The following is a 14,592-nucleotide window of genomic DNA, read 5'->3' on the forward strand; positions in this document are numbered from 1 at the left end:
GTCGCCCCTCTCCTCCCCCTTGTGGGGAGGAGGCAGGAGGTGGGGGTGGTTCAGGATGAGGCGGTGCGGTGCCGTCTGCACCACCCCCACCCCGAACCCCTCCCCACAAGGGGGAGGGGACAGGCCCTGCTCTGACCGAGGTGATCAACCGGAAACCGTATGATGGGTTCGGTTCTGCCCCAACCCCGTCATCCCGGGGCCGCGCAGCGGAACCCGGGATCCACCCATGATGCGCGGATGAAACAAACTTGCGAGGCCGGTCGTGGATTCCGGGTTCGCTTGTCAGCGCCCCGGAATGACGGGAAGCGGCACCGAAGGAATCAACCGGCCCGGCCGTGCATCGCGCTCACGTCACCTCGAAGCTCGTCCACAGCCCGGTGTCGAACCGCTCCAGCACCGTCGCGCTCAGGAGCCAGCGGCCGGGATTGTCGGCCACGAAGGCGATCTGGGCGCTGCGTCCCTCGGGGATCTGCACGGTGTCGAGCCAGTAGGGCTCCCAGCCGTCGTCGAGCTGGTGCAGCAGGCGGAAGACGTGGCCGTGCAAGTGCAGGCTCTGGATGAAGCCGGTGTCGTTGCGGATCGCCAGCACCACGACCCCCCCGCGCTTGACCGAGAAGAGAGGAGCCGCCCCCGCCGCCCCGCTCGCGCCGTTGACCTGCCAGACCTTGGCGGGATCGCCCTGGTAGGGCCTCTCGGCGCCGGGCTTGGTCTTGTCGGGCCGCACCCCGCCCGTCAGCACGAGGTCCCGGCGCAGCGCGCTCTGCAGGCGGATCTCGACGGGCAGGCGCTTGTTCTCGGGCAGCGAGCCGATCGCCGCGCGGCCGGCCTGCGCCACCGGCTCGCCGGTCGCGGTCAGGGTCGCCAGCGGCAGGCCCTGTCCGATCAGCGCGGTGATCGCGCCGGCCGGCCCGGCCTGTGCGGGGAGGTCGACGAGCAGGTCGTAGCGCGTGCCCGGCGCGAGGGGGAGCGTCGCCTTCAGCGGCTCGAAGGTGTCGGTCGGCTGCCCGTCCACCGCCGCGACATAGGCTTTCAGTCCGTCGAAGCGGATGCGCAGGCCGCGCGCGTTGCAGGCATTGGCCAGCCGCAGGCGCAGGCGGCTGCCGGGGCGGGCCTCCAGGCCGAGCGGGATCGGCGTCCCGTTGAGCGTGACGACGCTTCCCAGACGTCCCGCCGCGGCGGCGAAGGCGACCTGCCCGAACGGCTGGAGCGCGCCCGCCTCGTCGAGCCGCCAATCCTGCAGCAGCAGCGCCAGATCGCCGTCGACCGGCGGCGGGGCGGGCTCCTCCACGATCAGCAGGCCGGCGATGCCGCGGCCCGAGGGCTCGCTCGACCCGCCGACCACGAGCGGGCGAATCAGGAACGTGCCGGCATCCGGCGGCGTGAAGCCGTAGACGAAACTGTCGCCCGGCTTGATCGGCGCCTGGGTGACGCCGCCGACGCCGTCCATGGCGTTGACGTTGCGTACCCCGTGCCAGTGCAGGGAGAGCGGCTTGTCGGTCCCGTTCTCGACCCGCAGCCGCACGGCCTCGCCGAGCTTGATCCGCAGGATCGGCGCCGCCGCCTCGCCGAGGCGCCACACCGCGGTCTCGGGGGCGGGCTCCGGCTTCAGGCGGAGCGTGGCCGGCGCGGCCTTGAGGGGCTTCGGCTCCGGGGCGGCGGCCCTGTCGGCGGGGGGCTTCTCGGCGGGTGATTTTTCGGGGGGAACCTGCGCCGCGGCTGGGAGCGGCAGCAGGGCGAGGGCGGCGCTGCCGGCGAGCAGGCTGCGCCGCGAGAACGATCCCGGCTCGGGCTGGGCCATCGGGTCGGGCTTTCGCATCGCGCCTCGCGTCGTCACGGGATCGGGCAGGCGTTGTAGACAGGCGCCGCCCGCCCCGCCACCGCGCAAATCCTTTCCGAAGTTTTTTGCTGCGGCTTCGGGTGCCCGTGCTATAGACGCCGGCTTCGACGGCCCGGTCCCCGGGCTCGTGTCGATGGCGCTCGCGGGCGTGGCGGAACTGGTAGACGCGCTGGATTTAGGTTCCAGTGTCGCAAGACGTGGGGGTTCGAGCCCCTCCGCCCGCACCAAGTCCGTACGGGGCCGGCGCAGGGACCGAATCGGTTCCCGCCGAGACCCTCCATGGCGCGGCGGCACGCGAAGACGAGATTGCGGTTTTTAGAAAACAGCGGACGAACGACGATGCAGGTGACCGAGACGACCTCCGAGGGGCTGAAGCGCGAGTTTCAGGTGCTCCTCCCCGCGACCGAGCTTGAGGATCGCCTCAACACCGAGCTCTCGAACATCAAGGGCAAGGTTCAGATCAAGGGCTTCCGCCCCGGCAAGGTGCCGGTCGCCCATCTGCGCAAGGTCTACGGCAAGTCGGTGATGGCCGACGTGCTGCAGAACGCCGTCAACGAGGCCAACCAGCAGATCGTCGCCGACAAGGGCCTGCGCCTCGCCCTCGAGCCGCAGATCGAGTTCCCGAAGGACGAGGAGCAAACGATCATCGAGCGCGCCCTCGACGCCAAGGGCGACCTCGCCTTCAAGGTGAAGCTCGAGGTGCTGCCGAGCTTCGAGCTCGCCGACCTCTCGGACGTGTCGATCAAGAAGCTCGTGCTCAAGCCCTCCGACGAGGAGATCAACGAGACGCTGGAGCGCATGGCCAAGGACAGCCGCTCCTTCGAGCCGCGCGAGGACGGCGCCGAGGCGCAGTCCGGCGACCGCGTCACCATCGACTTCGTCGGCCGCATCGACGGCACCGAATTCGAGGGCGGCAAGGGCGAGGACGTCGATCTGGAGCTCGGCTCGAACACCTTCATCCCCGGCTTCGAGGACCAGCTCGTCGGCGCCAAGGTCGGCGACACCCGCCTCGTCAAGGTCGCGTTCCCGGCCGACTACCAGGCCGAGCAGCTCGCCGGTCAGGATGCCGAGTTCGACGTCACCGTGAAGGCGGTCGCCGCCCCCGGCGAGACCAAGATCGACGACGAGCTCGCCAAGCGCTTCGGCATGGACGACCTGGAGAAGCTGAAGGAGGCCGTCTCCAAGGCCGTCGGTGCCGACTACGAGGCGCAGTCCCGGCGCAAGCTCAAGAAGGAGCTGCTCGACGCCCTCGACGGCAAGTACGCCTTCGATCTGCCCCCGAGCCTCGTCCACCAGGAGTTCGCCGCCGTGTGGGCGCAGGTCGAGCAGGACCTGAAGAACCGCGGCAAGACCTTCGAGGACGAGGGCACCACCGAGGAGGCGTCTCAGGCGGAGTACCGCAAGATCGCCGAGCGGCGCGTCCGCCTCGGGCTGGTGCTTGCGCAAGTCGGCGAGACCGCCGATATCAAGGTCTCGGACGATGAGGTCAACCAGGCCCTGTTCGCTCGGATCCGGCAGTTCCCGGGTCAAGAGAAGCAGGTCTACGACTTCTACCGCAACAATCCGCAGGCGCTCGCCGAGCTTCGCGCGCCGCTGTTCGAGGAGAAGGTCGTCGACCATGTCCTCGGTCAGGTCCAGGTCGTCGAGGAACCCGTCTCGAAGGAGGCGCTCTTCGCCGAAGACGACGAGGCCGACGCCGTGACCGGCGGGGCCGCGACGGACGAGAAGCCGAGCGAGTCCGAGAACGAGGCGGCGGCCGAGAAGGCTGCCGGCTGATCGCCACTCTCCCCCGGCTCCGCGGGCGGGCGGCGATCTGATCAGGCGGCGTTAACGGCCGTCATGTTCGCTGTAACCAACCGGCGCCCGAGCGATTCGCTCGGGTCCGGACCCCGGAGCCGAGGGCTGATATGAGAGATCCGGTCGATTACTTCCACAACTCGCTCGTGCCCATGGTGGTCGAGCAGTCGAGCCGCGGCGAGCGCGCCTTCGACATCTATTCCCGGCTCCTGCGCGAGCGGATCATCTTCCTCACCGGCCCCGTCGAGGACCAGGGCGCGTCGCTGATCGTCGCCCAGCTCCTGTTCCTGGAGGCCGAGAACCCGAAGAAGGAAATCTCCTTCTACATCAACTCGCCCGGCGGCGTGGTGACCTCGGGCCTGTCGATCTACGACACGATGCAGTTCATCCGCTGCCCGGTCACGACGCTCTGCGTCGGCCAGGCCGCGTCGATGGGCTCGCTGCTGCTCGCCGCGGGCGAGGCCGGCCACCGCTTCGCCCTGCCGAACGCCCGGATCATGGTCCACCAGCCCTCCGGCGGCTTCCAGGGCCAGGCCACCGACATCCTGATCCATGCCCGTGAGATCGAGGCGCTGAAGAAGCGCCTGAACGAGATCTACGTGAAGCATACCGGCCGCGACTACGAGACGATCCATCAGGCGCTCGAGCGCGACAACTTCATGACCGCCGAGGCGGCCAAGGAGTTCGGCCTAATCGACGACATCCTGCACAAGCGGCCCGAGCCGGCCGCCGCCTGAGCGGGAACCTGCGGCGCCCGGGGCACGCTATCCGACCATGTCGGGTCATGCGTCTTTTGGGCGCCCGTCCCGGCTCGCAGGCCAGTTGATCCCGAGCCGGCTGCATGATTGCATCGGGATTCGAGCGCCTCAATCCCGACGCATCCGCCCTGTGTGACTGTTTCTTTAGGCGGATGCGCTTACATCGTATGATCGACGCGCGTGCCCTCCTGGCTGGGGCCGCGCCCGCGAACCGGAGACCGATATGAGCAAGACAGGCGGCAACGACTCGAAGAGCACGCTGTACTGCTCGTTCTGCGGCAAGAGCCAGCACGAGGTCCGCAAGCTGATCGCGGGCCCGACGGTGTTCATCTGCGACGAGTGCGTCGAGCTGTGCATGGACATCATCCGCGAGGAATCGAAGTCCTCGCTGGTGAAGTCGCGCGACGGGGTGCCGACCCCGAAGGAGATCCGGCGCGTCCTCGACGACTACGTCATCGGGCAGGACTTCGCCAAGAAGGTTCTCTCGGTGGCCGTGCACAACCACTACAAGCGGCTCGCCCACGCGACGAAGCACAACGACGTCGAGCTCGCCAAGTCCAACATCATGCTGATCGGGCCGACCGGCTCGGGTAAGACTCTGCTCGCGCAGACGCTGGCCCGCATCCTCGACGTGCCCTTCACCATGGCGGACGCCACGACGCTGACCGAGGCCGGCTACGTCGGTGAGGACGTCGAGAACATCATCCTCAAGCTGCTTCAGGCTTCCGACTACAACGTCGAGCGGGCGCAGCGCGGCATCGTCTACATCGACGAGATCGACAAGATCTCCCGCAAGTCGGACAATCCCTCGATCACCCGCGACGTCTCGGGCGAGGGCGTGCAGCAGGCGCTCCTGAAGATCATGGAGGGCACCGTCGCCTCCGTGCCTCCGCAGGGCGGCCGCAAGCACCCGCAGCAGGAGTTCCTGCAGGTCGACACAACGAACATCCTGTTCATCTGCGGCGGCGCCTTCGCGGGTCTGGAGCGCATCATCTCCCAGCGCGGCAAGGGCACCTCGATCGGCTTCGGCGCCAGCGTCCAGGCCCCAGACGACCGCCGCACGGGCGAGATCTTCCGCAGCGTCGAGCCCGAGGATCTGCTGAAGTTCGGCCTGATCCCGGAATTCGTCGGCCGTCTGCCGGTTCTGGCGACGCTGGAGGATCTCGACGAGGAGGCTCTCAAGAAGATCCTGCAGGAGCCGAAGAACGCGCTCGTCAAGCAGTACCAGCGGCTGTTCGAGATGGAGAACGTCGAGCTGACCTTCCAGGACGAGGCGCTCAGCCTCGTCGCCCGCAAGGCGATCGAGCGCAAGACCGGCGCCCGCGGCCTGCGGTCGATCCTGGAGACCATCCTCCTCGACACGATGTACGACCTGCCGGGCCTCGACTCGGTCGAGCAGGTGGTCATCGGCCCGGAGGTGGTCGAGGGCAAATCGCGGCCGCTCTTCATCCACGGCGACCGCAACAAGGACGCTCCGGCCAGCGTCAGCGCCTGATCGGCGAACATCGAGGGCCGCCCGGTTTTGAGCCGGCGGCCCTTTTTCGTTCCGGGGGGCATGCGCGCTTGAAAGCACCCCCCGCAACGACCACCTCAGGCTCAACGCAGGGCCCTACGCTTCACTCCCCCGAAAGGTCGGGCCTGCGCCACCAGCCGCAAACTGATTCTCCGCTTCCGACCCTTCGCGGCCCGGTCGGCACCTGGCAGGATGCTTGCTCTCCAACGAGGAGCGAATGCCCGGCGTCAACACATAAGGGAAGAACCCATGACCCAGTCGAAATCGCGCCAGCCGGTCGTTCCCGGTTCGACGGGCTCCTACGCCGTCCTGCCGCTGCGCGACATCGTCGTGTTTCCGCACATGATCGTGCCCCTCTTCGTGGGCCGCGAGAAGTCGATCCGCGCGCTTGAGGAGGCGGTGCGCTCGGACCGGCACATCCTGCTCGCGACCCAGATCAACGCCAGCGACGACGATCCGGCCACCGACGCCATCTACACGATCGGCACGCTCGCCTCGGTGCTCCAGCTCCTCAAGCTGCCCGACGGCACCGTGAAGGTGCTGGTCGAGGGCGCCGGCCGCGCGCAGATCGAGTCCTTCGTCCGCTCCGACGAGTATTACGAGGCCCGCGCGCTCACGCTCGACGACGACCTCGGCGACCGCGTCGAGGCCGAGGCGCTCGCCCGCTCGGTGATCTCCGAGTTCGAGAACTACGTGAAGCTCAACAAGAAGATCTCGCCCGAGGTCGTCTCCGCCGTCACGCAGATCGACGAGCCGTCCAAGCTCGCCGACACGGTGGGCTCGCACCTCGCGGTCAAGATCGCCGACAAGCAGGCGATCCTGGAAATCCCCACGGTGGCGCAGCGCCTGGAGCGCGTGCTGTCGCTGATGGAGAGCGAAATCTCCGTTCTGCAGGTGGAGAAGCGCATCCGGACCCGCGTCAAGCGGCAGATGGAGAAGACCCAGCGCGAGTACTACCTCAACGAGCAGATGAAGGCGATCCAGAAGGAGCTGGGCGACAGCGAGGACGGCCGCGACGAGCTGGCCGAGCTCGAGGAAAAGATCGAGAAGACCAAGCTGACGAAGGAGGCCCGCGAGAAGGCCACCGCCGAGCTGAAGAAGCTGCGTCAGATGTCGCCGATGTCGGCCGAGGCCACGGTCGTGCGCAACTACCTCGACTGGATGCTCGGCATCCCGTGGGGCAAGCGCTCGAAGATCAAGAAGGACCTGCTCGGGGCTCAACAGATCCTCGACTCGGATCACTTCGGCCTCGACAAGGTCAAGGACCGGATCGTCGAGTACCTCGCCGTGCAGCAGCGGGCCAACAAGCTCACCGGCCCGATCCTCTGCCTCGTCGGCCCGCCCGGCGTCGGCAAGACCTCGCTCGGCAAGTCGATCGCCAAGGCCACGGGCCGCGAATTCGTCCGGATGTCGCTCGGCGGCGTGCGGGACGAGGCCGAGATCCGCGGTCACCGCCGGACCTATATCGGCTCGATGCCCGGCAAGATCGTCCAGTCGATGCGCAAGGCCAAGACCTCGAACCCGCTCATCCTGCTCGACGAGATCGACAAGATGGGCATGGATTTCCGCGGCGATCCGTCCGCGGCGCTCCTCGAGGTGCTGGACCCCGAGCAGAACGCGACCTTCAACGACCATTACCTCGAGGTCGATTACGACCTGTCGAACGTGATGTTCGTGACGACCGCGAACACGCTCAACATCCCCGGCCCGCTCATGGACCGCATGGAGGTGATCCGCATCGCCGGCTACACCGAAGAGGAGAAGCTGGAGATCGCCCGCCGCCACCTGATCCCCGAGGCCGTCAAGAAGCACGGCCTCGGGACCGACGAGTGGTCGATCACCGACGACGGCCTGATGATGCTCATCCGCCGCTACACGCGAGAGGCGGGCGTGCGTAACCTGGAGCGCGAGATCTCCAACCTGATCCGCAAGGCGGTGAAGGAGATCCTGATCACCAAGGTGAAGCAGGTCGAGGCCAACCCCGAGACGCTGCCGGAATTCCTCGGTCCGCCGAAGTTCCGCTACGGCGAGATCGACGCGGACGATCAGGTCGGCGTGGTCACGGGTCTGGCCTGGACCGAGGTGGGCGGCGAGTTGCTGACCATCGAGGGCGTCATGATGCCCGGCAAGGGCAAGATGACGGTCACGGGCAACCTGCGCGACGTGATGAAGGAGTCGATCTCGGCGGCGGCGAGCTACGTCCGCTCGCGGGCCATCGACTTCGGCATCGAGCCGCCGCTGTTCGAGCGTCGGGACATCCACGTCCACGTGCCGGAGGGGGCGACCCCGAAGGACGGTCCGTCGGCCGGCATCGCCATGGCCACCGCCATCATCTCGACGCTCACCGGCATCCCGGTGCGCCGCGACGTGGCGATGACCGGCGAGGTTACGCTCCGCGGTCGTGTCCTGCCGATCGGCGGCCTGAAGGAGAAGTTGCTCGCGGCGCTCCGCGGCGGCATCAAGACGGTGCTGATCCCGGAGGAGAACGCCAAGGACATCGCCGAGGTGCCCGACAGCGTGAAGAGCGGCCTGGAGATCGTGCCCGTCTCCCGGATGGACCAGGTGCTGCAGCACGCCCTCGTGCGCCAGCCCGAGCCCATCGAGTGGGACGAGCCGCTCCCCGCCAAGACGCCGAAGCGCGACGAGGACGGCGCGGCGGTCATCGCCCACTGATCCGGCGACCTGCCTGACGATCGAAGCCCCCGGAGCCTGCTCCGGGGGCTTTTTTCATGGTCGGGGGAGGGGTGGGCGCGGGGCCGGCCTTGCGCAGCCGCGTTCCCTTCCGTAACGCTGCGCGGCGCCGGATCGGGCGGTTAGCTCAGTTGGTAGAGCGTCTCCTTTACACGGAGAGGGTCGGGGGTTCGAGTCCCTCACCGCCCACCAAATTATCCAGCATTCATAATGACTTACCCGCAGTACTTTTGCGGGCATGATGGGCCGGACGGTTCATGACGGCACCTTGACGGCACTCCGCCGAACAAATGCCGCAGCCTGCGATTCGGAAGAGGATGGCAACCACGCTGGCTCTGCAACATCGTCCGCGAGCTGCTGGCGCCTGCTGTCAACCAATCGCTTGGTCAGCGCTGTTGCCTTTTCGTTCTAGCACGCCGCGGTCAACATGGGCGAAAAGCCCCACATGCGCTCGCTGGTGCTCAGCCTTTTCTTCGCCGTTCTAGCCATGGATCAGCAGCCTGCGGAGGCTGCTCGAGCTTCCACCTCCCAGGCCGAACTGCAGCGGCTGGAGCAGGCGTGGCATCACTGCCTGCGCGAGGCTTATTCGCATCAGCCAGCAGGCCAAAGCCGGGCCGGCAATCAGCGCAACGCCCTCGACGAGTGCGAAGAGCAGGAGAATGCCTACGTCGCCGCCAGTATGGCCGCGCAAACTGACGACAGGGGCCGGGGTAGGCCGTTCGCTTCCCGCACGAGCGCGCGGCTGGGCGGCCTCGATTGGCGCCTACGTGCTCAACCCGATCAAAGATTGGATCGGGAGCCTGAAACGCTGAGCATTGCCAAGCAGGCGCCGGCCGATCAGCGCTGAACATGTGGGACGGGTATTGGGTTCGCCAACTGGAGGTGCTCCATGGCCGACACGACGAAGAAATCCGATGATCGGAAGCCCGATGAGGTCGAAGCGCCTGATCGGCCGCGTCTGACCCCACAGGGTCACAGCTCCGGCACGGCCTCAGGCGAGGACAGCACCGATCCTCACGGCGGAGCCAAGGAAGGCCAGAGCGACCCTGCTGAGGGATAGTGGCGTCGCCTGGCGCCAGCCAGTCAGGGATTGCAATTTTGACGATCGCCGCTCAGGCTGCTGCAATGGCTGACGATGCCTCGCCTCAGCGACCTCTGCCTGAGTGCCTAACCCGGCTTCTGTCGGATCCGGCGCCGCAGGAACTGCCGCTGCCCGCACGTCCATTTCCCCGGCCTCAGACCGGCGACGCGCGACTAGCCACACCTAACCGCGCTCTGCCGGTCTTCCTGGCCTGGGCGCTCGCCTTCAACGTCGTCGGTTTCGTGATCATCGGCACGCTGTGGCAGAGCATGCGGTAGTGGGCCTCCGATCGCATGACAACCGGAGAGCGTAGGCTGCAGCGCTCCACTCTCCTTCTGAGTGACCGTCAGGAAATGACCGATCCTGCCCGCTTTAACAGCCTGCTCGAGCGTGTCGCCGATGCCAGGGCGCCGGAGCGGAGCTTGTTTGCCGAAGTGTTCTTTGCCTGCGAAGGAAAGCAGCCCCCTGACATCAAGGCGCATTTCGCGATGCGCATGGACGAGGATGCCTGGACAGAAGCAGCGCTGATACTCATGGCGTGCGCTCTGCCTGGATGGCGAGTTCAGACGAACACCGGCCGCGGGCCCGGTAGGGTGATTCTACTTGCTCCACAGGCCGACGGATCACCGGGCTCGGTGCCGAGCGAGCCGGCGCACCATGCCGGGGGCGTGGCGCTCGCCATGCTAGTGGCCGTGCTCAGGGAAATGGCCGAGCAGCAACAGTCGGGTTCCACTGCAAGCTGAGGCAAGGGCCGAGTTCTCAAGATATGATTTTCCGCTCCGTCGGCGGCTCCTTGTCGCCTATCCCTTCGAGTGCAAGCGATGCATCATGGTAGCGGACCATTTCGCTTAGTGCGGAGTTGAAGAGTCGGCGGCCGGCAGGCTTCAATGCGCTACCACACTGCGCTTGAGGGTCGCTGGCGAGAACGGTGACGAGCAGGCTGACATAATGATTGGTAGGGCGAGTTGGAGCGAGTTTGCAACGGAGACGCATTCGCTGCTAACCAGCGCACCGATTTGAAACCGCTACGCCCTCAGCCTTCTAGACGACAGGCCACCAACCAGCGCATGCTCAGCCAAACGATGATGTGGGTCTGATCCCGTGGCCGACCATGAACCTTGGGATGCGCAAACCTTACAAGCGGTTTGGTTCTCGCCGCGCGCGCGCGAGGTCGACGCTGCGCGTATCTATATGGCGATGACCGGCCGCGAGCCCGACACCGTTCAGACGAACAAAGCGCCACAGGCAGCCAATCCGTTTCTGGGCGTCGCACAGGGCGCGCTGGAGCATGCTGATGCAGTCGTTCAGGTCCAACAGACGCGCGTTGATTTTTTCTTGAACGCCTCGTCGAGAGAGGCTGTCGTACTGCCGCTCATTAGCGACACTGAGAGGCACATCGACGACTTCGTGACAAACTTTCAGAACGCGGCAGATGCTGTTCCCGATGTTATACGCTGTGCCCTTGTCCTCAACTGCTTGAAGCCAGCCCCGTCTCTTGAGGAAGCTGCTAGTCTCGTTGGTTGGGCTATAGGATCTCCTATAGATCTTCGGCATGCAACGGACTTAGGCTTCAGTGCAAATATACAAAAAATTTTTGCAAATGGGGATTTCCGGATGAACAGGGTTCTCCGCTGGTCCGCCGATACGTATCAAATGCTGAATGTTCAGGTGGGCATGCCTTCAATGGCGGTTGCACCGACAGCTACAACCCTGGAACAATTTGCGGCGACTCACTATATCGATATCAACATGGCTCCGGTTCGCAGCCCGGTCGACCCCAAAATATTGGCGGAGTTGATCGGTGAGATGGGCGCTGAGGCCAAGCGGGTACGTGCGATGCAGACGCTGAAGGCGTTAGAGAACTGACATGGCTCAGGTACCATCGGAAGCGCTGCTCCTTTCCTGCGAAGAGGCGCAGGTCATCAGCGGTCAAGTCATTGGCCCCGCTTCAGTCGATCAAGCCAATGATACGACCCAGCCTGCGCACCAGTGGATCCGTGCAGCGGCCAGCGGGGTGGCTCATCATGCGCTCCGCCTCAAGCTGTTCCGAAAGGATCAGAGCAGCAGCACGGGGAACTGTGCTAGCATCCGGTCGCCGAAGCTGGGGCCGTCATACGAAACAGTTTACTCGACACTGGCAGTCATGGCGTCATTGCCGGAAGGCGACGAACTTGCCATCACTGCCGCTGCGGAGAGCGACGCACGCAGCTTCGTCATGCTGCTCGCACTCTATGACGTCCCTCCGCCCAAACTCATGTCTCATAGCGGAGACACGGTTGTTTTCGGCTGGCGTGGCAATGAGTTGCAACAATTTCTGACGTTGGAAGAGGGGCGCGCCACTCTCTTGCGCGTGTTCACTAAGCCACGCCGAAAGATGACTTGTGAATTTGATCGCTCAGATGATGAGCAGATGGCTTTTCTGATCAAGACGCTGGGTGGGAAGCAGTGGAAGGCATCGGCCACCTAGGCTATCTTGATGGAAGCGAGCGAGTTGCAAGATGTGTAGTTTTTCCTAGAGCTTTCGAGGATGGCGCCCTGTTGAAAGAACAGGTTGCTGTTCCGCAAGTAGACAAGATGAGCGATGGATTGAGCGGACTCATCGTCTCTGTGGGAGCTCGCGCGTTGTTGGAAAGCGACGCAGATGTCCACGTCTTTGGCTGTAAAATTGCCAAGTTAGGAAACGAAAAGAAGGCAGTAAAGCTTCAGAGGGAGCTTAAGCGGCCCGAAGAAACCAGCCACTACAGGGGCTTTTACGAGATTCTCCTATCTGAGCTCGAAAGTCTCGATCTAGGAGATTTTTCTGTCAGAGTAGCTCACTGGCCTGAAGATGGCCTCGATGAACACTGCAACTTAGAGCTGGCGCCTAACAACAAAGAAATCAGTAAAAGCGCATTGAGAAAAAGCGCAATTACTGAGATGGCCGTCGAAATCGCGAGCGTGCTCTCCGATCCGAGGGACCACACATGCCCAGAAGATCAGGATATCTGCGAGTATCTAAGAGGCTTTTCGCTTCTGTAAAGATTGGGTTGCATTAAAAGGTCTGATGGAGGCCAGTACCTACGCTCCGGAGGACTTGCTTTTTGCTTTCAATCGGCTCCTTTGACTCTATGCGCTTCCACGAGGCAAGCCAGCGCTTCCTTCGCCTCACCGTCTGCGGCCTCGATCTGAGCATCGAGAACAGGGATGATGATTTCGCCGCCGGCCGCGTGGAAGGCACGGGACCACGTCTCGACCTCCTGCCGGCTCCAGCCTGCCTGCGCGTAGATCCGGGCGCGCCGGAGCATGGCGTCCCAAGTGTCCTGTGGCAGCGTCTTCAGCCTCTCGCCCACGGTCGCGCCAGCGGCTCGGCCGACGCCGGCAAGAGCTCGCCGAATGTCCGCCTGCGTTCCCTGCCACGACAGCCCGGCTGCGACGCCAGCCACGCCGATCCCGACAAGACCGCCAACGAGCAACCGCGCAGGCGTCACGAGGCCCACAAGGAAGTTGCCGATCTCCTTCAGAGCGCCGCCGACGCCACCCTGAGCGCCCGAGAGGATCTGATAGACCTGCCCCCCTTGAGTCGCGACGACCTGAAACGCAGATGAGCCCGAAAGCAGCATCGTGGCGGCGTCGTTGACTTGAAATCCGAGATTCTGCCACGCCTGTCCGTGCAGGGCGGTCGCCTTCGTGCTGTTCTCGTTGGCGGCGGTCGTTGCCCGGATCGCGGCCACCTGTCCGGCGAAAGCCTCCTTGGTCCGCGCCAGGGCGGCGACGCGTTCGGCCTCGGAAATCGCCCCCACCTTTGCGGCCTGAGCGATCTCGGCGAGCTGCGCCTTGTACGCCTGCCCGGCAGCGAAGAGCGGGTTGAATCTGGCCCGCAGCCGATCGAGCTCGGCACCGTACGCGGCAACGTCCTCGCCCCTGTTCGGCACGACCAACTGCTGGTTCACCTGCTTCTGGGCGGCGGCCTCCTGCGCCGCTGCGAGCCCCTCCAGCTTCTGCGTCTGATCCTGCAGGGCCCGCGTCGCAGCGATCCGCGCATTCATGGCGGCCGAAGCGGAAATGGCGCCGGCCTGCTCAGCCTCGGCGATCCCCCGCAACGCCTCGGTGTGCCGAAGCTGAATTGCGAACAGCGGATCGTATTGCGCCCGCATCCGAGCCAGCGCGGCGCTGTTGTCGTTTGCTGCCGCGGTCGCTGCCTCGACCGCCTCGACTTCGGCGAGGTGTTTCATGCGCACCTTGTCGACGACGGCGGCGGCCTGCTCCTGTGACACGCCAAGCCGGCGCACCGCCGCATCGGCGCGGAGCACCGCGTCCTCGATCGCCTTATTCGCCTTCTGATGCGCTGCTGCCACCGGATCGACGGAAGCCTGGAGTTGGTCCCAGCGCCGCGCAATATTCGTGACAGACCCGGCGCCGCGGGTCAGCGTAGCGCCCGTCCTCTCGATCGCGCCCTGCAGCTTGTCTTCGGTCTCTAGGGTTTTGTCGGCCGCCGCCTGCGCTGCCTTCATGGCGCGCACATACTGCGCGGAGCCTTCCTCAGCTCCGCGCGCATCGACAATCAGCTGAGTAATGACTTGGTTCGCCATCAGCCCGCACCGTGGCCGTAGGACAGAGAATCGTTGGTGGCCGCTTGGATGGTAAGGGCCGCCATCCGGATCAGTGCAGCATGTTCCTCGGCGAGGGCTACGGCGACCGCCTTCAGGCGAGCATGCTCCTCGAACGACATCGTTGTCATATGCCGGTGAAGACTGGACCGCGGGATACCGAATCGGTCCGCGACCTCCTGAAGGGTACCGCCAGCGATGCGCGTAAGCTCAATCTCAGCCCGCTGCGGGTGTGACCTGACCGGTATTTTGGACCGAGCCGAGTGAGAGGCTACTGCATGGCCGCTGCCATGGGTAGCCGGAAGGCCAGATCGGGGAAGCTAACAGGC

12 protein-coding genes and 2 tRNA genes are annotated in these 14,592 nt (G+C 65.2%); 11 read left to right on the forward strand and 3 right to left on the reverse strand.

Going from position 1 to position 14,592, the window contains the following annotated elements; translation table 11 throughout:
• Nucleotides 1-346 precede the first annotated feature (346 nt).
• Entirely contained in the window at nt 347-1,816 is a 1,470-nt protein-coding gene (locus ABS772_RS12185) for a multicopper oxidase family protein (protein ID WP_350394863.1), read from the reverse strand.
• A 163-nt stretch (nt 1,817-1,979) separates the two neighbouring features.
• Here ABS772_RS12185 and ABS772_RS12190 point away from each other — a divergent pair.
• The 11 genes from ABS772_RS12190 (at nt 1,980) to ABS772_RS12240 (ending at nt 12,695) form a co-directional block, all read left to right on the forward strand.
• Nucleotides 1,980-2,064, forward strand: a tRNA-Leu gene (locus ABS772_RS12190).
• Nucleotides 2,065-2,176: 112 nt separating this feature from the next.
• Nucleotides 2,177-3,613 carry a trigger factor gene (tig, locus tag ABS772_RS12195; RefSeq protein WP_350394864.1) on the forward strand — a complete coding sequence of 479 codons (1,437 nt, stop codon included), beginning with the start codon at nt 2,177-2,179 and terminating at the stop codon, nt 3,611-3,613.
• 131 nt (nt 3,614-3,744) lie between these two features.
• A complete protein-coding gene (locus ABS772_RS12200) occupies nt 3,745-4,371 on the forward strand; it encodes an ATP-dependent Clp protease proteolytic subunit (RefSeq protein ID WP_238254721.1) in 627 nt (208 codons plus the stop codon).
• Nucleotides 4,372-4,615: 244 nt separating this feature from the next.
• Nucleotides 4,616-5,887, forward strand: coding sequence for an ATP-dependent Clp protease ATP-binding subunit ClpX (gene clpX, locus ABS772_RS12205; RefSeq protein WP_017485729.1), 1,272 nt, complete (start codon nt 4,616-4,618; stop codon nt 5,885-5,887).
• Between the two features lie 267 nt (nt 5,888-6,154).
• Nucleotides 6,155-8,578 (forward strand): endopeptidase La, encoded by a 2,424-nt coding sequence (gene lon / locus ABS772_RS12210; RefSeq protein WP_238254722.1) that lies wholly within the window; start codon nt 6,155-6,157, stop codon nt 8,576-8,578.
• Between the two features lie 134 nt (nt 8,579-8,712).
• Nucleotides 8,713-8,788, forward strand: a tRNA-Val gene (locus ABS772_RS12215).
• 253 nt (nt 8,789-9,041) lie between these two features.
• Nucleotides 9,042-9,443 (forward strand): hypothetical protein, encoded by a 402-nt coding sequence (locus ABS772_RS12220; RefSeq protein ID WP_350394865.1) that lies wholly within the window; start codon nt 9,042-9,044, stop codon nt 9,441-9,443.
• 587 nt (nt 9,444-10,030) lie between these two features.
• Entirely contained in the window at nt 10,031-10,420 is a 390-nt protein-coding gene (locus ABS772_RS12225; protein WP_350394866.1) for a hypothetical protein, read from the forward strand.
• A 358-nt stretch (nt 10,421-10,778) separates the two neighbouring features.
• Nucleotides 10,779-11,543, forward strand: coding sequence for a hypothetical protein (locus tag ABS772_RS12230; protein WP_350394867.1), 765 nt, complete (start codon nt 10,779-10,781; stop codon nt 11,541-11,543).
• Between the two features lies 1 nt (nt 11,544).
• Complete coding sequence (locus ABS772_RS12235) at nt 11,545-12,144, forward strand: hypothetical protein (protein ID WP_350394868.1); 600 nt, start codon at nt 11,545-11,547, stop codon at nt 12,142-12,144.
• Nucleotides 12,145-12,215: 71 nt separating this feature from the next.
• Nucleotides 12,216-12,695 (forward strand): hypothetical protein, encoded by a 480-nt coding sequence (locus ABS772_RS12240; protein ID WP_350394869.1) that lies wholly within the window; start codon nt 12,216-12,218, stop codon nt 12,693-12,695.
• A 68-nt stretch (nt 12,696-12,763) separates the two neighbouring features.
• Here ABS772_RS12240 and ABS772_RS12245 read toward each other — a convergent pair whose 3' ends face one another.
• Nucleotides 12,764-14,245 carry a phage tail length tape measure family protein gene (locus ABS772_RS12245; protein ID WP_350394870.1) on the reverse strand — a complete coding sequence of 494 codons (1,482 nt, stop codon included), beginning with the start codon at nt 14,243-14,245 and terminating at the stop codon, nt 12,764-12,766.
• Nucleotides 14,245-14,511 carry a helix-turn-helix domain-containing protein gene (locus ABS772_RS12250; RefSeq protein ID WP_350394871.1) on the reverse strand — a complete coding sequence of 89 codons (267 nt, stop codon included), beginning with the start codon at nt 14,509-14,511 and terminating at the stop codon, nt 14,245-14,247. Before ABS772_RS12250 ends, ABS772_RS12245 begins: the two co-directional genes overlap by 1 nt.
• Between the last annotated feature and the right edge of the window lie 81 nt (nt 14,512-14,592).

It is taken from the genome of Methylorubrum podarium (assembly GCF_040270385.1).
Taxonomy (GTDB): Bacteria; Pseudomonadota; Alphaproteobacteria; order Rhizobiales; family Beijerinckiaceae; genus Methylobacterium; species Methylobacterium podarium.

Excerpts from the sequence above, each read along its gene's own strand:
- ABS772_RS12185 (WP_350394863.1), bottom strand. The coding sequence starts at position 1,816 with ATGCGAAAGCCCGACCCGATGGCCCAGCCCGAGCCGGGATCGTTCTCG.
- tig (WP_350394864.1), top strand. The coding sequence starts at position 2,177 with ATGCAGGTGACCGAGACGACCTCCGAGGGGCTGAAGCGCGAGTTTCAG.
- ABS772_RS12200 (WP_238254721.1), top strand. The coding sequence starts at position 3,745 with ATGAGAGATCCGGTCGATTACTTCCACAACTCGCTCGTGCCCATGGTG.
- clpX (WP_017485729.1), top strand. The coding sequence starts at position 4,616 with ATGAGCAAGACAGGCGGCAACGACTCGAAGAGCACGCTGTACTGCTCG.
- lon (WP_238254722.1), top strand. The coding sequence starts at position 6,155 with ATGACCCAGTCGAAATCGCGCCAGCCGGTCGTTCCCGGTTCGACGGGC.
- ABS772_RS12220 (WP_350394865.1), top strand. The coding sequence starts at position 9,042 with ATGCGCTCGCTGGTGCTCAGCCTTTTCTTCGCCGTTCTAGCCATGGAT.
- ABS772_RS12225 (WP_350394866.1), top strand. The coding sequence starts at position 10,031 with ATGACCGATCCTGCCCGCTTTAACAGCCTGCTCGAGCGTGTCGCCGAT.
- ABS772_RS12235 (WP_350394868.1), top strand. The coding sequence starts at position 11,545 with ATGGCTCAGGTACCATCGGAAGCGCTGCTCCTTTCCTGCGAAGAGGCG.
- ABS772_RS12245 (WP_350394870.1), bottom strand. The coding sequence starts at position 14,245 with ATGGCGAACCAAGTCATTACTCAGCTGATTGTCGATGCGCGCGGAGCT.